This is a genomic window from Mesorhizobium sp. M2D.F.Ca.ET.226.01.1.1, assembly GCF_004022705.2.
Taxonomy (GTDB): Bacteria; Pseudomonadota; Alphaproteobacteria; order Rhizobiales; family Rhizobiaceae; genus Mesorhizobium.
Genome location: NZ_RZOY02000008.1, coordinates 174,334 through 194,008 on the forward strand (window position 1 = coordinate 174,334; position 19,675 = coordinate 194,008).

The window sequence follows — 19,675 nt, forward strand, 5'->3', positions numbered from 1 at the left end:
GCTGCCAACGCCGGTCGAAAGACCTGCTTTATTAATCGCACCGCAGTGGGTGGTTGCAATGGGAGGATTCCCAATTGCCCGCCGAATCGGCCACCGCTTCCCCCCGAGAAAGTGTCGTGGGTGCAATCGACGTGTCAGCCCTCACATGCATGATTGCCCTCCATCTATTGGCGGTGGCAGCGACGCGCAGGTTTTCGAGTGACGCGAGATAGGTGGCGAACCTCATCTCATCGACATCAGGTCCGTCATGAGCCCGACCCTGACGACGAACTTCGGCGCAGAGAGTTCCGGACAGCCAATATCCCGCAACTCATGGGGCGTCAGGTCTGCCAACGCTCTGCGTCCTGCAATGGTGCGCCGCCATGCCACGAAGGCGGCGACCGCCGCTGCCATGCTGCTTGAGGCCTTCCCGAGCAGCGGATGTCTCGATGCGCCGGTCTTCGGGTGAGCTTCCGTGTGTGCCATTTCACTCTCCTGTTCCAGGTTACGGCAGGAGCTTGCCACGGGGGGCGATTTGCGGGTGTTCAGCCAAGCGTGAACCGTCGAGGAAAGCCCGGCGGAGCGCCGTTAAATCCGCGTTAAATCGACCGGCGAAGGTGCTATTCTGCCGGCGCGTTCGAATTCGGAGGGGCGGCGTGCGCATCCGGTTGCTTGGCGGTCTCGAAGTGACTTCCGCGGAGGGACAGCCCGTCCGCTTCGCAACGCGCAAGTCCGCGCTGCTTTTTGCCGCCCTCGTCCTGGCAGGTCGCCGCGGCCACCATCGCGAACGGCTTTGCGAAGGATTTTGGCCTGGACGAGGCGATGCGCAATCGCGCAACAGCCTGCGCCAGGCGCTGGCCGACATCAGGCGATGGTTCCCCGCCGCCGGCAATGCGGCCATTTCCATCGATGGGGATCAGGAAGCGGTCGCGCTGACGGCAGGTCCGGACGAAGCGGATATTTGGCTCTTCGAGCGCAAGCTTGCCGAAAGCGGCACGGCGGACCTCGCTTTCGCCGCCGAGCTCTACCGTGGTGACGTGCTTGCGGGCGAAGCCATTCCCGACGGTCTGGATGAGTGGTTCAGCCCCTCTCAGTTGAGATACCGGCAGAAGGCGCTGCAATTGGTGGAGCGCCTGAGCCTCGCGCTGGCTGAAGCCGGAACCGCGGACGAAACGGCCTGCGAACGGCTCGCGGAAAGGCTGCTCGCATCAGACCCGACTGCGGAGGCGGCGCATCGGGCGCTGATGCGGGTCTACGCCGCCAGGGGCCACGAAAACGCGGCCCTGCGCCAGTTCGAATCCTGCCGCGCGCTGCTGAAGAAGCATTTGGGCGTGGAACCCGAGGCGCAGACGCAGTCACTAATGGCGTCGCTGCAGACTAAGGGTGGCGGTCGCCAGACTGCGTCGATGCGCGACACCGTCCAGCCGGTCCAGCCTGCCTCCGTCCCCGCGAGGCCACATGACCAGCCGTCGGTGGCGGTGATGCCCTTCGACAATCTTGGCGGGGCGGACGACGAGTATTTTGCCGACGGCGTCGTCGAGGAAATAACGGCCGCGCTTTCGCGCGTGCGCGACTTCTTCGTCATCGCGCGCCAGTCCGCCTTCACCTACAAGGGACGTTTCGTCGACGTGCGTCAGGTCGGCAGGGAACTCGGCGTCAATTACGTGGTCGAAGGCACGGTACGGCGGGGCGGTGACCGGCTGCGCATTTCCGTGCAGCTGGTCGATGCCGAGACGCGAACACAATTGTGGTCCGAGCGCTACGAGGGCGCGATCGAGGACGTTTTCGAATTCCAGGACAGGATCGCGGCGCAAGTGGCCGGCGCCATCCATCCGGCCATCCGCGGCGCGGAGATCGAGCTGGCCAAGCGCAAGCCGCCGACCAGCCTGCGAGCCTACGACATCGTCATGCGCGCCTATCCGAACATCTGGGGCCGCCGCAAAGACACCAATGACCAGGCGATAGAATTGCTCAAGAAAGCGATCACGGTCGATCCAGCCTATGGCCGCGCCCATGCGCTCCTGGCGTGGTGCCACGCCTCGAACGCCTCGTATCTGTGGACCGAGCATCCCGAGAGCGAGCTGCAAAAGGCGCGTGCGGCGGTCGAAGCCGCTGGCTCGATCGGCGATGATCCGACCGCATTGGCCGCCGCCGGTTCGGCATTGAGCATGTGCGGCGACCAGGAGCGCGCCGCCACTTTCATCGAAAGGGCGCTCACGCTCGATCCGAACAATGCGTGGGCCTGGGCGCGCCAGGGCTGGATCGCGACCTACACGGGCGAGGCTGCCCGCGCACCAGAGCGGTTCCAGCGGGCGATGGCGTTGAGTCCAATGGATCCGTTCACATTCTCCATGAGACTGGGAATGGCGACCGCGATGGCCAAGACAGGTTCCCCTTCTCAGGCTGTCGCGATTGCCCGTGAGGTCATCGCCGCCCATCCCGACATCATCATGTCCTATCGATACCTCGCCGCATGGTCGGCGATGAGCGGCGACCTGGAGACCGCCCGCTGGGCCGCGCAAAAACTGCTTAGCGCCCAGCCGGACTTCACGATCGAACGATACCGATCTCTGCCTATTCTTCGAAGCACACCGGAATGGGCGGACCAAGTGGTCGAAGCCTTGAAGTTGGCAGGATTGCCCGAGCGCTGACTATCACCATCGATCGGCCACCTCCACAGGCAGGCCGGCGGCTTTCCATTCCGGCATGCCGTCCTCGAGGCGGCGCGCCGTAAGCCCCTGCGAGCGCAGGGCCGCGACCGCTTCGAAAGACATCACGCACCACGGGCCTCGGCAATAGGCGACGACTTCCTTGCTGGTATCGGCGCTGCAGGACCACGCTTTGATTTCGCCTAGCGGGACATTGATGGCGCCCGGCACATGGCCGAGCGCGAACTCGTCGGCCGGACGGACATCGATCAGCGTCACCAACCCATCGCGCATGAGGGCTTGAAGTTCGTCCCGACTTACAGGCCTCATGTCGTCGCGCGCATCGAAGTAGCCGCGCACGATGCGATCGACCTCGGCAAGCTGCCGCTCGGCAACGCCGCGCACCGAAGCCACGGCCGACAGCACGCTGGCATCGGAAAGCGAATAATGAACGAACTTGCCGTCGCGCTCGGCCGAAACGATGCCGGCGCGGCGCAGCGCCTGCAGGTGCTGGGAGATGTTGGCGACCGGCTGGCCGAGCTTCGCTGCAAGTACCTCGACGCTCCGCGCGCCTTGCGCCAGATGCTCGATCATCTCCAGGCGCAGCGGGTGCCCGAGCGCCTTGGCGACGATCGCGAACTGCTCGTACAGCGCCTGTTTCGGGTTGCGGATTGACATCGGCCTTTCTGCGACGCATCGTCATTCAACAGAATAATTGAATGATGGTTTTCGACCGCTGTCAAGCTGGGGATGCCCGCCCGGCGCGTTCATCTGCTCGGAGGAAAAAGCAATGATTCTCAGGCAATTCCTGCACACCGATCCGGTTGCCGCTTCCTATCTGTTCGGCTGCGGCGGCAAGGCATCCGCTGCCGTCGTCGACCCGGTCGGCGACATCGCGCCCTATGTCGAGGCGGCGCGCGCGACCGGCATGCGCATCCTCTATGTCGTCGACACGCATATCCACGCCGATCACATCTCGGCCGGTCGGGCACTCGCCGAGGCGACCGGAGCCGAATACGTGATGTTCGAGGGCGCCGAAGCGGGCTTTCCGTTCCGGCGCGCGAAGGACGGCGAGGTGCTGGAACTCGGCAATGTCACGGCGACGGTGATGCACACGCCGGGCCATACGCCTGAGCATCTCAGCCTCCTCGTCACCGACCGGACGCGATCGCCCGAGCCCTGGTTCGTGCTCACCGGGCACACACTGATGGTCGGCGACCTAGGCCGCACCGAACTCGCCTCCAGTGCCGAGGATGGGGCGCGTGAGCTTTTCGCCAGCGTGCGCCGGCTGAAGGAATTGCCCGACCATATCGAGGTGCTGCCCGGCGCCTATTCGGGCTCGGTCTGCGGCCGCTCGCTGAGCGGCAAGCCGACATCGACGATCGGCTTCGAGCGGCGCTTCAACAAGGCCTTCCGCATCGAGGACGAGGGTGAGTTCGTCGCCACCATGACCGCCGACATCCCTCCCCCGCCGCCGGAGGCCGCCCGGACCCGGGCGCTCAACGCCGGAGTGAAATCTTGAGCGCAGCGGCGCCCGCCGTCGCGCTTGGCCTCAAGGCCAACTGGAAGCAGTTTTCGCTGCTGGTGCTGATCAATGCGTTCGTCGGCGGCATGGTCGGCATCGAACGGACCGTCGTGCCGCTGATCGGCGCGGAGGAATTCGGCGTTGCCTCGACCACGCTGGTCACCTCCTTCATCGTCAGCTTTGGCGTGGTCAAGGCCTGCGCCAATCTCGTCTCCGGCCAGCTTGCCGACACATGGGGCCGCAAGCGCGTGCTGATCCTCGGCTGGCTGTTCGGCCTGCCGGTGCCCTTCATCATCATCTCAGCGCCGAGCTGGGGCTGGATCGTCGCCGCCAACGCGCTGCTCGGCATCAACCAGGGCTTCGCCTGGTCGATGACGGTGATCATGAAGGTCGATCTGGTCGGACCGAAATCGCGCGGGCTTGCCGTCGGCCTCAACGAATTCGCCGGCTACCTCGCCGTCGGCGTCACCGCCTTCCTCACCGGCTATCTCGCCAGCCGCTACGGGCTGCGGCCGGTGCCGATCTACCTCGGGGTCGGCTATGCGATCCTGGGTGCGACGCTGTCCATCCTGCTCGTGCGCGACACCCGCGAGCATGTCCGGCTGGAACTGGCCAACCACCCAAAAAAACAGGCTTCACCGCTCAGTTTCCGCGAGATCTTCATGCTGACCTCGTTCGGGGACCGCAACCTGTTCGCCGCTTCGCAAGCCGGCCTGGTGAACAATCTCAACGACGGCATGAGTTGGGGGCTGTTTCCGCTGTTCTTCGTCGCCAACGGGCTCGGCATCGAGCGGATCGGCATCCTCAAGGCGGTCTACCCGGCGGTCTGGGGCATCTTCCAGGTGGCGACTGGGCCGTTGAGCGACCGCTGGGGCCGCAAGGGGCTGATCGTCGCCGGCATGTGGGTGCAGGCGGCGGGGCTGCTCACCACCGCCATGACGCGCGATTTCGGCTGGTGGCTGCTGGCCAGCCTTCTGCTCGGCCTCGGCACGGCGATGGTCTATCCGAGCCTGATCGCGGCGGTGTCGGATGCATCGCACCCCTCCTGGCGGGCTCGCTCGCTCAGCGTCTACCGCTTCTGGCGCGATCTCGGCTATGCGATCGGCGCATTGTCCGCCGGCCTGATCGCCGATTTCTTCGGCTTCGCCGCCGCGATAGCAGCTATTGCGACGCTGACCTTCCTGTCGGGCGCGATCGTCGCGGTGGCGATGCGCGAGCCGCGTTCCGCCGCCGTGGTTCCGACGTCAGCCGATCGTTGACACCGCCCCCGAAACGAGGGCCGCGTTTACGTTAATGGAAGCTTGATGCTGCGCGGGATTTGCCCGTCCGCTACAATTTGGACAGGTAGATTTCCTCGAGATCCTGCATGAGCAATCCGAACCGCATGCCGTGGGTGGACACGGCAAAGGGCCTTTCCATCATCCTGGTGGTGATGATGTATGCCGCCTACAACACCGGCGAATACACGAACGGTATCGGCTTCCTGCACTATGCCATCGGCTTCGCGACGCCGTTTCGCATGCCGGAATTCTTCCTGATCTCGGGCCTGTTCCTGTCGCAGGTGATCGACCGGCCGTGGCGGCGCTATATCGACCGGCGCGTCGTCCACTATCTCTATTTCTACGTGCTGTGGGCCTTGATCTCGATCGGGCTGAAGATCGGCATCTTCAGCGGCGATCCGGTCGGCATGCTGCACGACCTCGCAGTGGCCACCGTCGAGCCATACGGCGTCTTGTGGTTCATCTACATGCTCGCGGTGTTCGGCATCGTCATACGCGTGCTGCGCGAGCTTCACGTGCCGCACTGGGTCGTCATCCCGCTCGCCGCCGCGCTACAGACGTGGGCGCCGAAGCCGGACAGCTATGCGCTGGAGCAGTTTGCGGCCTATTTCGTGTTCTTCTATATCGGCTTTGTTCTGGCGCCGCTGGTGTTCAGGCTGGTCGAGTGGACGCAAGCGCGGCCAGCAGTGACCGTGGCGGGGCTGCTTGCCTGGGCGCTCGTCAACGGCCTGCTCGTCTATTCGCCCGGCTATGCCGTGCATCCGGTCGGCATGCAGATGGGGCTGGGGGCCTGGCCGCCGCTGCATCTGGCGCTCGCCATTGCCGGCGCGGTGGCGCTTTGCGTCGCCGGCGGTTTCCTGTCGAAATTCGCATCGATGGAATGGCTGCGCTGGCTGGGCGAGCATTCGCTGGTCGTCTATGTCGCCTTCACCATCCCAATGTCGATCTTCCGCGGTGTCATGCTGGCGAGCGGCCTCCTGACCGACACCGGCATGCTGAGCTTCGCGGTGCTGCTCGTCTCGGTCGTCAGCCCGGTGGTGCTCTACTTCATCGTCAAGCGGATCGGCTTCGGCGCCTTCCTGTTCGAGCGCCCGGCCTGGGCGCATATTGACGGGCCGAACGCTACGAGGGCGCCCGGCAAGGCCATGTCGCGGCCGGCGCGCGAGGCGGCCTGAGGCTGCCTTCTTCCGACCCGCTACTTACCAGCGTCGTGACCCGGGCGCCGCACGGCCTTGATCTTGCCGCTGCTGCCGCCACCGCAGAAGAAGCAGCCGGCGCCGTCCGACTCCAGCCCCGACACACCGGAGGGCATTTCGAGTTCCTGCACCACGTCGCCCGTCTCAGGATCGATGCGCACCAGATCCCCCTCCTCGCCTTCCCAGGTGGCATGCCAGAGCTCGCCGTCGACCCAGGTGACGCCGGTGACGACGCGTTTGGATTCGATGGTGCGGATCACCTTGCCCGTCTCAGGATCGATCTGATGGATCTTGTGAGCCCTATATTCGCCGACCCACAGCGAGCCCTCGGCCCAGGCCATGCCTGAGTCACCACCATTGCCGGGCGCCGGAATGGTGGCGACGACCTTGCCGATCTTCGGGTCGACCTTGTGGATGCGATCCTCGGCGATCTGGTAGAGATACTCGCCGTCAAAGGCAGTTCCGGCATGCGCCGCGACATCGATCGAACGCACGATCAAGCCGCTGTCGGGGTCGAGCGCATTCAGCTTGTCGTCGCTCGCGAACCAGACATTTTCGCCGTCATAGGTAACGCCGTTGACGCGCTCGACGCCGGGGAACGGTCCGTATTCACGCAGGATTTCAGCAGCCGCTCGTTTCATCGTTCTCTCCATTGATCCGAACAAAGCGCCGGACAATCGGTTCCGCGCCATTTCCGCAGATATGCTTAGTCGCTCGGCAGCGGACCCGGGAGTAACAAGACGGTCGGGAATCCGGTGACGGGCGGCATCATCCAGCGACGCGCCCGGCCGCGGCCTACCGCCTGCACCTTGTGCTCGGCCGACAGCTGCTCCAGCGCGCGCTGAACGGTGCGCGCGCTGGCGCCAAGCGCGATCGCCAGCGCCGAGCTCGACCAGGATTCGCCGTCGGTCAAGAAGGCGAGCACCGCGCCGTGCTCTTCCTCGACAGGCGGCGCCAGCACGACGACCTGGCTGGCGTCAAGCGGCGTGAGCGCGAAACCGGCAGTCGTGGCGTTGATTTCCGCAAGGGCCGATAGTTCGGCGCGCAGGCGACCCATCTCGACCCTGAGCCGCGCGCGATGCGATTCATCGGCATGCCTTGCCCGGAAGGCGCGCCTCAACAGTGTCTCGCGCGAGGCATCCGCCGGCCATGCCTCGGCAAGCGTACGCACCAGCGCGAACAGCACCGGGCGGCTGGCCAGCGAAACAACCCTATCGGCCTTGCGCACGACATTGCGGCAGGCGTCGACGACCAGTGCGCCGGAGGCCAGCAGCGCCTCGACCTCATCGAGCAGCAGCGGCTTGTCGGTGCCCTGCGAGATGAGCCTTCCGACGGGCGTGTTCAGCACCAGCGACGCCGTTTCAACTTCGGTCTTCAGCGCCGCGATGTCGGCCTGGTAGGCGGCAAGCGATGCCCGGCCGAAAGCCGAGCGCGCGGCCTTCGTCCTCAGACGCCTGACCGCGATGCCGGCTGCGGCGAGCTCATGCGCGACGCGCGCGACCGGCGGCAGCGGCGTCGGATCGAAACTGCCAAGTAGACGCTCGGCCTCGTCGAGGCGGCCGATCAGGATGAGGCGGCGCGCCTCGAGGCTGCCGGCATAGGCGGCATTCAGCCGGTCGCCATGCGCGGCAAGCGTCGCGCGCGCGGAACGCAAAGCCTTCTCCGGCCAGCCGAGGTCGCGCGAGACCAGCGCGATCTCGGCCTCGGCGACGACGCAGCGCGCGCGGGCGACGGTCTCCCTTGAGCTGAAGGCCTTCGCCGCGTCCTTCAACAGCGCCTTGGCCTTGGCGAAATCGCCGAGCTGCGCCATCGCGATGCCGCGCAGCGCCAGCGCCGGCGCGTCGTCGCGCAGCGCGACACGCTTCAAGGCCCCGAGCGGATCGCCAGCGGCAAGCGCGCGCCCGGCGGCGTTGATCAGCGAATCCATGCCATCGCCTCGGGGCCCGCCGCAGCAAATCGCGTCACACTTGTAACTCTCACCATCGCAGCATGCGGCCCTATGTCTGTCGCTGTCACCCCCAACCAAACCCAAGAACGGGACAAGAGCAATGACCCAACACATGAAGACACCGCCGGTCGTTTCGCAGGAAGCGTGGGAAGGCGCGTATGAAGAGATGCTGGTGAAGGAAAAGACCCTCACCCGCGCCCGCGACGCCTTAGCCGCCGAACGCCGCCGCATGCCGTGGATGGAAGTCAAGAAGGACTATGTGTTCGAAGGCCCGAACGGCAAGGCGAGCCTGCTCGACCTCTTCGAAGGCCGCCGCCAGCTGATTGTCTACCGCGCCTTCTTCGAACCGGGCGTTTATGGCTGGCCCGAACATGCCTGCCGCGGCTGCTCGCTCGGCGCCGACCAGGTCGGCAACCTCGCCCATCTCAACGCCCGCGACACCACGCTTGCCTATGCCTCGCGGGCACCGCAGGCCGACATCCAGCGGGTGAAGCAGCGGATGGACTGGAAGATGCCCTGGTACACCATCACAGACAGCTGGGACAAGGATTTCGGCGTCGACGAATGGCACGGCCACAATGTCTTCATCCATGACGGCAATCGCATCTTCCGCACCTATTTCGTCAACAACCGTGGCGACGAAGCTTTCGGCACCGTCTGGAGCTATCTCGACGTCACGCCGCTGGGCCGCCAAGAGGTGTGGGAGGATTCGCCCGACGGCTATCCGCAGACGCAGACCTACAAATGGTGGAACTGGCACGACAATTACGAAGAAGGCGCCGCGCCCGACCAGAGATGGGTCGAGGTGTCGGATGCCGGCGAAGCGGCGTTCCGCAACAAGAACGCCTGAGCATGAAGCGACTCCGGCGGCGCACCCGCGCGCCGCCGGAGCCGATCACTTTGCCTTGTTCTTATGCGCTTGAAGACCTGACCGCTTCAGAAGGTGGATATCATGAGCATCGACTCCCCTCGCCCGACCGGCCTGAGCGGCTTCGGCCTCGCCGACTGGCTGTGCCTTGCCGCGGCGCCGACCTTCGCAACGATGGCGCTGGTCACGGCTGCCTATGGCGGCCACGACATGACGTGCATGTCGGGTGCTTCCGTGCTCGGCGGCATGGTGCCGATGTATCTGCTGATGGCGGCATTCCATCTCGCGCCGTGGCTGCGGCTGGTTGCCAGGCAGGGGTGAGAACGATCTCGCACGAGGCCGATCTCAAGCGCGGCCACGCGCCTGCTTCGCTTGCCGTATCGACTCGATAAGTTCGTGTTCCAGGAAAGGTTTTCCGAGCAGAGGCACATCGGCCGGCAAGTCGCCGATTGCTTTGGTGTCGGCATAGCCAGTAATGATGACCGCCGGCCAGTTCGCCCTCAGGTTGCGGGCGAACCGGATCACTTCCAGACCGGAAACGAGCGGCATGGCGAAATCGGTCACGATCACATCAAAATCATCAGGCGCTTTTTCGATCGTAGCGAGCGCCTCCGCACCCCCCGCCGCGCATGTCACATGAAAGCCGCCTTGCCTCAATGACGCAGCTGTCAACTCACGCAGGGCATCGCTGTCGTCGACCAACAGAACGGAAGACTGCGCTTCATGGCCGTTCATCCGACGTTGACCAACCTGCTCCTGTTCAACCAACGGCGCCGGCTGCTCAAGCGACCGAGGGAGCCACAAATGCATCGCCGTGCCTCGCCCGACGACGCTTTCAATCCTGAGCGTGCCACCCGACTGTTTCGCAAAGCCGTAGACGGTACTCAGGCCCAGCCCTGTGCCCTTGCCGACGGGCTTTGTCGTGAAGAAGGGTTCTATGACTTTCGTGACAAGATCGGCTGGAATGCCTGAACCGGTATCGATGACCGAGATGACGACATAGTCGCCGGGGCCAAGCTCGTCGGAATGATGTTCGGCCGTGCGATTTTGACCTCGGATAGTTATCGAACCTCCCGAAGGCATCGCATCACGCGCGTTGAAGACTAAGTTCATCAGCGCGAGTTCAAGCTGGCTGGCATCCGCCAGAACCGGCCAGACCGAATTTCCGATTTGCCATTCGAAGCGCACCAGCCCCCCGAGAACCGGCGCGACGAGCCCGTTCATTGTCTCAGCCAACCCCGCCAACCGCACAGGTTCCGGCTTCAGGCGCTGGCGCCGCGAGAAGGCAAGCATCCGATTGACCAGTTCGGCACCTTGCGTGGCGGAACGCCTCGTAAGATCGAGCACTTTTTTTCCCGCGTCGTCGAGTTCGGCACTTCGCTCGAGCAGCCCCAAGCCACTGAGGATTGCCGCAAGCAGATTGTTGAAATCATGGGCAAGGCCGCCCGTGAGCTTGCCCAGGGCGTCAATGCGCTGTGCCCTAAGCAGCCTATCCTCAAGCTCGCGTCGCTCGGTGATGTCGAGCAACGTGCCAACAATTTCGTCCGTGTTTTCCACGGGATTGCGGAAAATGACGCCCTGATCCAGAAAGCTTCGATATTTGCCGTCCGCGCACTGCCAGCGGAATTCACAGCTGTAGGATCCGGCCTCTTTGGCGCCGAGGAGAGCGGCTTCGACATCCGGCAAATCTTCCGGATGCACGCGGCTAAGTCCGAAACCCCGCTGAGACGTCAGCCGCTCGGGCGAAAATCCGGTCAGCCTCTCGAAGCCGGAAGTGACGAAGCGCGCGTCGAAGGGCGGTTCCGGGGAACGGGCATGAAAGCAAATCGGAACCGATTGCAGGATGGCTTCCTGACGCTGCTCCGAGGCGCGCAAGGCACGCTCCGCCTCGAGCAACGACTTTTGCGCGTTCAGCGCCTGCTCCAGCAGTGTCTGCTCCACGATCGCCTTGCGCCGGATTTCCAGAGTCTTCTCATGCAACTCGACAAATACGGCCACCTTCGAACGCAGCATGACTGGATCGAACGGCTTGAAAACGAAATCGACTGCACCGGCATCATAGCCGCGCAGCATGTGCCCTTCTTCCTTGTTAATCGCAGTCAAGAAGATGATGGGAGTGAGCCTCGACTGCTCCCGCTGGCGGATCAATGAGGCGGTCTCGTATCCGTCCAGCCCTGGCATCAGCACATCCAGCAAAATGACGGCGAAGTCTTCCTTCAGGAGGAACCGCAGCGCTTCCTCGCCAGATTGCGCGCAGACAACCTCGCCCACCCCTGCGAGAACTTCGCTGATCGCCAGGAGATTGCGCTCATCATCGTCAACGGCAAGTATCCTGGTGCGCTCCGCCGCCTCTGACTGGGCGTTTTGATGCTTCGGTTTGGTCTTGGCCAGTCTTTGCATTGACCGTCACACCGCTGCCACGAGCTTTTCGGCCGACAGGTCGGCGTGCTGCCTCGATCGTCCAATCCAGACCCGGAGCAGCGCCAGCAGAAGATCGAGATCCACAGGTTTCGCGATGTAATCCGAAGCACCCGCATCAAGGCATTTTTGTCGGTCGCCCTTCATCGCCTTGGCCGTTACGGAGATCAGGGGGACATGCGCGATTGCCGGCAAGCCACGTATCTGCCGCATCGTCGTGTAGCCATCCATTTCAGGCATCATTATATCGATGAGTGCGACATCCATATCTGGATTTTGCTCCAGCAGCGCGATGCCGTCGCGTCCGCGCTCGGCGTGCAAAACCTGGATTCCGTACGTTTCTAGGACGCTGGTCAGCGAATAAATGTTGCGGATGTCGTCGTCGACGATCAGGACTTTGGCGCCGGCAAGGTCGGTCTTGTCCGATCGTTGGGGGACCGCGCCGCCGTTCGTGAGACTATCCCGCGGCAGCGTTGCGGACATCAGCAGCGCCAATTGGCCGAAATTCTCGGCTCTGGCTACCTCGGCCAGTTCCGGTTTCAGGCCGATTAGTTGCTCAAGAGCCTCAGGATAGGGCGCGAAGAATACAAGTTTGGGTGACAAGCCTTCGATCGCAGCCGCGAGTTCCTCGATCATTTTGGCATTGTCCTTGCCTGATCTCCCAAAGCCCAACACAATTGCATCATATGCTTGGAACTCTATCCTTTGGCCTTTTGCGACGATCCGGCCGACGGGCGTTACAGAGGTGACTCCATCGCGAATCGCCTCGACCAGGGCGAGCCGCCGCTCAGGATCGGCATCCACGACCAGGACATTGCGCTGCACGCGCAGCTTGCTTGAGTTAATTTCATCGAAGACCTTGATCAGACCGTCCGACGACACAGGCTTGGTCGAGACGCTGGCAGCGCCATCGCGCAACAGACCCGCAGTGTCTTCCGCACCCGAGATGACATGAATCGGGATGCCTGCCGTCTTGGGATCGTGGCGCAGCAGATTGAACAAGACCCAACCATCAATATCCGAGAGGCCGAGATCAAGCGTGATTGCATCCGGGACCAGCTTGCGCGCCAGCGCCACCGTGCCGGAGCCCGCGGTGGACAGGACGCCCTTGAGGCCCGCCGAGCGGGCCATACCCAGCAGAAGACCCGCAAAGGTTGGATCGTCTTCGACAATCAACACGATCCTGTCCTCAGGGGACAGTGCGTCCCGGTCGTCGATCAGCTCCGGCACGGAAACATCAGCCACGGGAGCGATCACGTCCTGTTCGACGATCACAGGTTGCGGAACCGCTCTCGGCCCTTCGAGCGGGATAACGAGCGTGAATGTCGACCCCTTGCCGGGAGTGCTCTCCACCCTCAGTTCGCCCCCCAGCAGCCGCGCAATTTCGCGGCTGATTGACAAGCCCAGCCCGGTTCCGCCGTATTTGCGGCTGGTGGTGCCGTCCGCCTGCTGGAAAGCCTCGAAGATCAGCTTTTGTTTGTCGTCGGGAATGCCAATCCCGGTATCAGTAACAGCAATGGCGAGCGCCTTGGGCGCCTGGGCACCGTTGCGCCGCCCAGCGTTCTCGGGCCTGAAAATGAGACTGACCTCGCCGCTCGACGTGAATTTGAATGCGTTCGACAACAGGTTGAGGACGATTTGCTGCAGCCGCTTCTCGTCGGTACGCACCGTCTCCGGAAGTCCCGGGTCAAGTTCTATCGTGAAGCCCAATCCCTTGTCGGCGGCCAACTGACGGAACGTGCGTTCCATATGCTGGCGCAGATGCGCCAGCGGCATGTCGTTGATCTCGACGGAAACGGTGCCGGACTCGATCTTCGACAGGTCGAGAATGTCGTTGATGAGGCTGAGCAGGTCGGTCCCGGCCGAATTGATGGTGCGGGCGAACTCGACCTGCTTGTCGTTGAGATTTCCCTGCTGGTTGCTGGCCAACAGATTCGAGAGAATGAGCAGCGAGTTCAGAGGCGTGCGAAGCTCGTGGCTCATATTGGCCAAAAATTCGGATTTGTATTTGGAGGTCAGGGCGAGCTGTTCGGCTTTCTCCTCAAGTGCTCGCCGCGCCATTTCGATTTCCAGATTCTTGTTCTCCACCTGCTTCTTTTCGTTTTCGAGCAACTGCGCCTTTTCCTGCAGCTCCTCGTTGGTGGCGTGCAGTTCCTCCTGCTTCTTGGTCAGTTCCGTCTGGCGAGCCTGCAATTCGGAAGTCAGCAATTGCGACTGTTTCAGCAGTCCTTCGGTGCGCATCGTCGCCGCTATTGTGTTGAGCACGATGCCGACCGATTCCATCAACTGGTTGAGGAACGATTGGTGCGTGTCGCGGAACTCGCTGAAGGAGGCAAGCTCGATCACCGCCTTTACTTCGTCTTCGAAGAGCGCAGGCAGGATGATGACATTGGCCGGCGTGGCGTTGCCGAGGCCCGATGTGATGCGCAGGAAGTCCGGCGGCACATTGTCGAGAACGATCGCACGCTTGTCGGCAGCGCTTTGGCCGATCAGCCCCTCACGTAGATCAAGGCGCTGCTTCATCACCGCCCTGCTCTCGGCGCCGTAGGACGCGGCAAGCTCGAGATAGGACTCGTCTTCTTCCCGGTTGGTCACATAGAACACGCCGTATTGCGCATTCACCAGCGGTGCCAGCTCCGACATGATCAGACGCGACACCGTCGCCAGATCGCGCTCGCCCTGCAGCATGCGCGAGAACCGCGCCAGATTGGTCTTCAGCCAGTCCTGTTCCGCATTCTTCAGCGTCTGATCCTTGAGATTGCGGATCATCTCGTTGATGTTGTCCTTGAGCGCCGCCACCTCGCCTGACGCCTGGACGCTGATGGAGCGCGTCAGGTCACCCTTGGTCACCGCGGTCGAGACTTCCGCGATGGCACGCACCTGGGTGGTGAGGTTGGCAGCCAGCTGATTGACATTGTCGGTAAGGTCGCGCCAGAGCCCTGCCGCGCCCGGCACGCGGGCCTGGCCGCCGAGCTTGCCTTCGATGCCGACCTCGCGCGCGACATTGGTCACCTGGTCGGCAAAGGTGGCGAGGGTCTCGATCATGCCGTTTATGGTGTCGGCCAGCGAGGCGATCTCGCCCTTGGCGTCGACGGTGAGCTTGCGGCGCAGATTTCCCTGCGCCACGGCGGTCACAACATCCGCGATGCCGCGCACCTGGTTCGTAAGGTTGGTGGCCATCAGGTTGACGTTGTCGGTCAGGTCCTTCCAGGTGCCGGCAACGCCCTCGACGCGGGCCTGGCCGCCGAGCTTGCCCTCGGTACCGACCTCGCGCGCCACGCGCGTCACCTCCCCTGCGAAGGAGTTCAGCTGATCGACCATGGTGTTGATCGTCGACTTCAGCTCCAGGATTTCGCCCTTGACGTCCACGGTGATCTTTTTCGACAGATCGCCGCGCGCGACCGCGGTGGTCACTTCAGCGATGTTACGCACCTGGCCGGTGAGGTTCTCGGCCATGGAATTCACGTTATCGGTGAGATCCTTCCAGGTCCCGGCGACGCCGCGGACCTGGGCCTGGCCGCCCAACTTACCCTCGGTGCCGACCTCTCGGGCGACACGCGTCACCTCGCCGGCGAAGGAGTTCAACTGGTCGACCATGGTGTTGATCGTCGACTTCAGCTCCAGGATTTCGCCTTTGACGTCGACGGTGATCTTCTTGGAAAGGTCGCCAAGCGCAACGGCAGTCGTCACCTCGGCGATGTTGCGCACCTGGCCCGTCAAATTCGCGGCCATGGCATTCACATTGTCGGTCAGGTCCTTCCACGTACCGGCCACACCACGCACCTGCGCCTGCCCGCCCAGCTTGCCGTCCGAACCCACCTCGCGCGCGACGCGCGTCACTTCCGAGGCAAACGAATTGAGCTGGTCGACCATCGTGTTGATGACGTCCTTGATCTGCAGAATCTCGCCCAGAGCATCGACCGTGATCTTCTGGGTAAGGTCGCCGGTCGCGATTGCCGTCGCGACCTTGGAGACGTCGCGCAGCTGCACCGTAAGATTGCCGGCCATGGCGTTCACGTTGTCGGTCAAATCCTTCCAGGTGCCGCCGACGCCTTCGACATGGGCCTGACCGCCGAGCTTGCCTTCCGACCCGACCTCGCGGGCCACGCGCGTCACCTCCGAGGCGAAGGAGTTGAGCTGATCCACCATCGTGTTGACGGTGTCCTTCAGTTCCAGGATTTCACCCTTGACGTCCACCGTGATCTTCTTCGACAGGTCGCCGCGCGCGACCGCCGTCGTCACCTCGGCGATATTGCGCACCTGGCCGGTGAGGTTGGCAGCCATCAGGTTGACGCTGTCGGTCAGGTCCTTCCAGGTGCCGCCGACGCCCTTCACGTCGGCCTGGCCGCCGAGCTTGCCCTCGGTGCCGACTTCGCGGGCAACGCGTGTCACCTCCGACGCAAAGGAATTGAGCTGGTCCACCATCGTGTTGATGGTGTCCTTGAGCTCCAGAATTTCACCCTGGACGGCCACGGTGATCTTCTTCGACAGATCGCCAGACGCGACCGCCGTCGTCACTTCCGCGATGTTGCGAACCTGCCCGGTCAGGTTCTCGGCCATCGAGTTCACATTGTCCGTCAGATCCTTCCAGGTGCCCGCGACGCCACGCACCTGGGCCTGGCCTCCCAGCTTGCCCTCGGAACCGACCTCGCGCGCCACGCGGGTCACCTCGGAGGCAAACGAGTTGAGCTGGTCCACCATCGTGTTGATGGTGTTCTTCAGTTCGAGAATTTCGCCCTTCACATCGACGGTGATCTTCTTCGAAAGGTCGCCGAGCGCAACCGCCGTAGTAACTTCGGCGATGTTGCGGACCTGACCCGTCAGGTTCTCGGCCATCGAATTGACGTTATCGGTGAGGTCTTTCCAGGTGCCGCCGACGCCCTCGACGCGCGCCTGCCCGCCGAGCTTGCCTTCGGTACCGACCTCGCGAGCCACGCGTGTGACTTCCGAGGCGAATGAATTGAGCTGGTCTACCATCGTGTTGATGGTGTTTTTCAACTCCAAGATTTCGCCCTTCACGTCCACGGTAATCTTCTTCGAAAGGTCGCCTGACGCGACAGCCGTGGTGACCTCGGCGATGTTGCGGACCTGCCCAGTGAGATTGGTCGCCATGGCGTTGACGTTGTCAGTGAGGTCTTTCCAGGTGCCGGCCACGCCCTTCACCCGCGCTTGGCCGCCGAGCTTGCCTTCTGTGCCCACCTCGCGGGCAACGCGCGTCACTTCCGAAGCAAAGGACCCCAGTTGCCCGACCATCGTGTTGACGACCTTGCCGATACGGAGGAACTCGCCTCGCAGGGGCCTGCCGTCGATCTCCACCATCATGGTTTGGGACAGGTCGCCCTTGGCGACAGCGCCAATGACGCGGGCCACCTCCGTAGTCGGTTGGACCATGTCCTCAATGAGATCGTTGACAGAACGAACGCTGGTTTCCCAACTGCCCGTGGCATTGCGAACGTGGCCACGTTCACCGATCCGCCCATCCTTACCGACCACCCTACTCAATCGCTCGAATTCACGAGTGACCTGATCGTTGATTTCGACGATCTGGTTGAAGGCGTCCGCGATATCGGAATCGAGGCCTTCATAGACATTGTCGATGCGCACAGAGAAGTCACCGCGCCGGAAGGCCTTGAGAGCGTTCAAAATCTGACGGCGGTCCAATTGCGGCTTGGATCTAAGCGTACTCACAGCGCCCCCTCACAGCCCCGGCTGATACGACGGTCGTGAATGAAAATGCCCCTCGCGGCCAAACTCCCGCGAGGGGCACAACGCGCGGAGCGTATTTCGGTTCCATTTGGTGGGTAGCGAGCCGCCGCATGTCGAGTGGTCGAATGTCAATCAACCAAAATAGAGCCCGGACCTCCGCCTCACGTCTTGACGAAAGCAGTTGCGACTGTTTGAGACTCGGGAAGCAAATGGGGACATTTGCTTCGGGGGGATAAGCAAGCGGTGGGCAAGCAGTGAAGCGCGTTTTTCGATTGCTTGCCGCGGCGATCATCGCGTCCGGCGTCGCCGGGTGCACCAGCATTTCCTACTATGCGCAGTCGCTCAAGGGCCATGTTGAGATCATGGCCGCGCGAAAGGATGTGGGAAAACTGATCCATGATCCGTCGACGCCAAGGGCATTGCGCGCCAAATTGACGTCGGCGAGCGCCATACGCCGCTTTGCCACGGAAGAGCTGGCGCTGCCCGACAACAATAGCTACCGCAGCTATGTCGACATCGGCCGGGACAATGTGACCTTGGCCGTCTTCGCCGCGCCGCAATTCTCGCTCACGCCGGTAACATGGTGCTTTCCGGTCTTCGGCTGCGTTCCCTACCGGGGTTACTTTTCGCGGAAGGATGCGATTGCAAGCGCCACCGAGCTACGGCAGCGGGGGCTGGACGTTTATGTCTCAGGTGTCACTGCATATTCCACTTTGGGCTGGTTCAGCGACCCGCTGCTGAGCACCATGCTTCGCCAGGACGACACCTATATCGCGAGCCTTGTCTTCCATGAGCTGGCGCATCAGAAAATCTATGTGAATGGCGACTCGGCGTTCAACGAGGCTTTCGCGGTTTCCGTCGAGACCACCGGCACAAGGAAATGGCTCCGCGCCACCGGCAATCGCGCCGGATTGCGCAGCTACGAAGCCGATCGCAAGCGCAAGGCCGATTTTCTCGAGCTGATAGCGAAAACCCGGGAAGAGCTGAAGCAGGTCTATGGAAGCCCGCGCAGCGCCGCGCAGATGGCCGCCGCCAAGGCCGCCACCATCGACAGGCTGCGGATGCGCTACCGGCAAATGCGCGACAAGCGCTGGGGCGGATATCGCGGCTACGACGCCTGGTTCGACAGCCCGATCAACAACGCAAAGCTCGCCGCGACCGCCGTCTATGGCGAACAGGTTCCGGCGTTTCTTCGCCTGTTCGAGCTGTGCTCCGGCGACTATCCGAGGTTCTACGCCGCTGTTCGACGGATCGGAAATTTGCACGGACCTTCCCGAGCCGAAGCGCTCAAGGCCGCAACCACCTGTCGTTGACCATGTAAGGAATTCCGGAGGCCGCGCGGGCAGATGCTGGACAATTATGAGGTTGACAGGTTCGGCGTGATCCACCAGATCGACTTCACGCCGATCAAGTACGACAAGAAATACATTTCCTATTACGAGGACCTAAGCGACCGGACCATCAAGCTCGGCTATCAGCGGCTTGGCTGGGTGCTTGGCGTCACCGGCGAGATTCCTCGCTCGGTGCTGGAGATCGGATATGGCACGGGCACCTTCATCGAAGCCGCCAAGATAACCGGCGTCGCCGACTGCGCCGGCTGCGATATCGCTGAATTCCCCCTGCCCAAGGGCGTCCGCTTCGTCGGTTGGGATCAGGCGCTAGCCGGCGCGTGGGATCTCGTCGCCATGTTCGACGTACTGGAGCATATCCCCGATTTGAGTTTCCTCTCGCGCCTTCAGACCCGCCACCTGGCCGTCGCCGTGCCTTATTGCCGCTGGCGCGAACTCGGCGCCGACGGCGACTCGTGGTTTGCCAAGTGGCGCATGCGCCTGCCCAACGAGCACCTGCACCATTTCGACCGTGACTCGCTGGTGGGGTTGCTTGCGCATTACGGCTTCGAATGCGTGACGCTGAACTGCTTCGAGGACGGGATCAGGCTACGGGCCGGCGAAGCCGGTCCGAATATTTTGTCGGGCTTCTTTCGAAAACTGTAGGGACGGCGATTGGCGTTAGTCACGCGGCCCATGGCGGCCATGACATGATGTGCATATCGGGCGCATCGGTGCTTGCCAAGATGGATGGCAGAACGGGGGCGCCGTTCAGCTGC

Annotated in this window: 13 protein-coding genes and 1 pseudogene; 8 read left to right on the forward strand and 6 right to left on the reverse strand. The window is 63.0% G+C overall.

The window, feature by feature from the left end; all coding sequences use genetic code 11:
* Positions 1–222: 222 nt before the first annotated feature.
* A complete protein-coding gene (locus EN869_RS19800; RefSeq protein WP_127227400.1) occupies positions 223–465 on the reverse strand; it encodes a DUF1127 domain-containing protein in 243 nt (80 codons plus the stop codon).
* 170 nt (positions 466–635) lie between these two features.
* On the opposite strand from EN869_RS19800, the gene EN869_RS19805 reads away from it, so the two are divergent.
* Positions 636–2,630 carry a BTAD domain-containing putative transcriptional regulator gene (locus EN869_RS19805; RefSeq protein WP_245489443.1) on the forward strand — a complete coding sequence of 665 codons (1,995 nt, stop codon included), beginning with the start codon at positions 636–638 and terminating at the stop codon, positions 2,628–2,630.
* Between the two features lie 3 nt (positions 2,631–2,633).
* On the opposite strand, the gene EN869_RS19810 is transcribed toward EN869_RS19805, so the two are convergent.
* Complete coding sequence (locus tag EN869_RS19810) at positions 2,634–3,305, reverse strand: metalloregulator ArsR/SmtB family transcription factor (RefSeq protein WP_127227398.1); 672 nt, start codon at positions 3,303–3,305, stop codon at positions 2,634–2,636.
* Between the two features lie 112 nt (positions 3,306–3,417).
* Here EN869_RS19810 and EN869_RS19815 point away from each other — a divergent pair, with 112 nt between their 5' ends.
* The 3 genes from EN869_RS19815 to EN869_RS19825 all read left to right on the forward strand — a co-directional run bounded on the left by EN869_RS19815 (position 3,418) and on the right by EN869_RS19825 (position 6,607).
* Positions 3,418–4,149: an MBL fold metallo-hydrolase gene (locus EN869_RS19815; RefSeq protein WP_127227397.1), complete on the forward strand. Its 732-nt coding sequence runs from the start codon at positions 3,418–3,420 to the stop codon at positions 4,147–4,149.
* Entirely contained in the window at positions 4,146–5,411 is a 1,266-nt protein-coding gene (locus EN869_RS19820; RefSeq protein ID WP_245489442.1) for an MFS transporter, read from the forward strand. The genes EN869_RS19815 and EN869_RS19820 overlap by 4 nt, the downstream gene beginning before the upstream one ends.
* A 107-nt stretch (positions 5,412–5,518) precedes the next feature.
* Positions 5,519–6,607, forward strand: coding sequence for an acyltransferase family protein (locus EN869_RS19825; protein ID WP_127227395.1), 1,089 nt, complete (start codon positions 5,519–5,521; stop codon positions 6,605–6,607).
* A 20-nt stretch (positions 6,608–6,627) separates the two neighbouring features.
* On the opposite strand, the gene EN869_RS19830 is transcribed toward EN869_RS19825, so the two are convergent.
* Positions 6,628–7,269 carry a DUF5074 domain-containing protein gene (locus tag EN869_RS19830; RefSeq protein ID WP_127227394.1) on the reverse strand — a complete coding sequence of 214 codons (642 nt, stop codon included), beginning with the start codon at positions 7,267–7,269 and terminating at the stop codon, positions 6,628–6,630.
* 65 nt (positions 7,270–7,334) lie between these two features.
* Entirely contained in the window at positions 7,335–8,555 is a 1,221-nt protein-coding gene (locus EN869_RS19835; protein WP_127227393.1) for a helix-turn-helix domain-containing protein, read from the reverse strand.
* Positions 8,556–8,676: 121 nt separating this feature from the next.
* Between EN869_RS19835 and EN869_RS19840 the strand changes: the two genes are divergently transcribed.
* The gene (locus EN869_RS19840) at positions 8,677–9,426 is read left to right on the forward strand and encodes a DUF899 family protein (RefSeq protein WP_127227392.1); all 750 of its coding nucleotides are present in this window, start codon (positions 8,677–8,679) and stop codon (positions 9,424–9,426) included.
* A 150-nt stretch (positions 9,427–9,576) separates the two neighbouring features.
* Positions 9,577–9,765, forward strand: a pseudogene (locus tag EN869_RS19845) (hypothetical protein); the annotation flags it as partial.
* Positions 9,766–9,789: 24 nt separating this feature from the next.
* Here the strand turns inward: EN869_RS19845 and EN869_RS19850 are convergent.
* Together EN869_RS19850 and EN869_RS19855 are read right to left on the reverse strand one after the other, a co-directional pair.
* Complete coding sequence (locus tag EN869_RS19850; protein ID WP_127227391.1) at positions 9,790–11,844, reverse strand: response regulator; 2,055 nt, start codon at positions 11,842–11,844, stop codon at positions 9,790–9,792.
* 6 nt (positions 11,845–11,850) lie between these two features.
* Positions 11,851–17,505, reverse strand: coding sequence for a HAMP domain-containing protein (locus tag EN869_RS19855; RefSeq protein ID WP_348630821.1), 5,655 nt, complete (start codon positions 17,503–17,505; stop codon positions 11,851–11,853).
* A 317-nt stretch (positions 17,506–17,822) separates the two neighbouring features.
* On the opposite strand from EN869_RS19855, the gene EN869_RS19860 reads away from it, so the two are divergent.
* Positions 17,823–18,881, forward strand: a complete 1,059-nt coding sequence (locus tag EN869_RS19860; RefSeq protein ID WP_127227389.1) for an aminopeptidase — start codon at positions 17,823–17,825, stop codon at positions 18,879–18,881.
* A 33-nt stretch (positions 18,882–18,914) separates the two neighbouring features.
* Positions 18,915–19,562: a class I SAM-dependent methyltransferase gene (locus tag EN869_RS19865; RefSeq protein WP_127227388.1), complete on the forward strand. Its 648-nt coding sequence runs from the start codon at positions 18,915–18,917 to the stop codon at positions 19,560–19,562.
* The last annotated feature ends 113 nt before the right edge of the window (positions 19,563–19,675 follow it).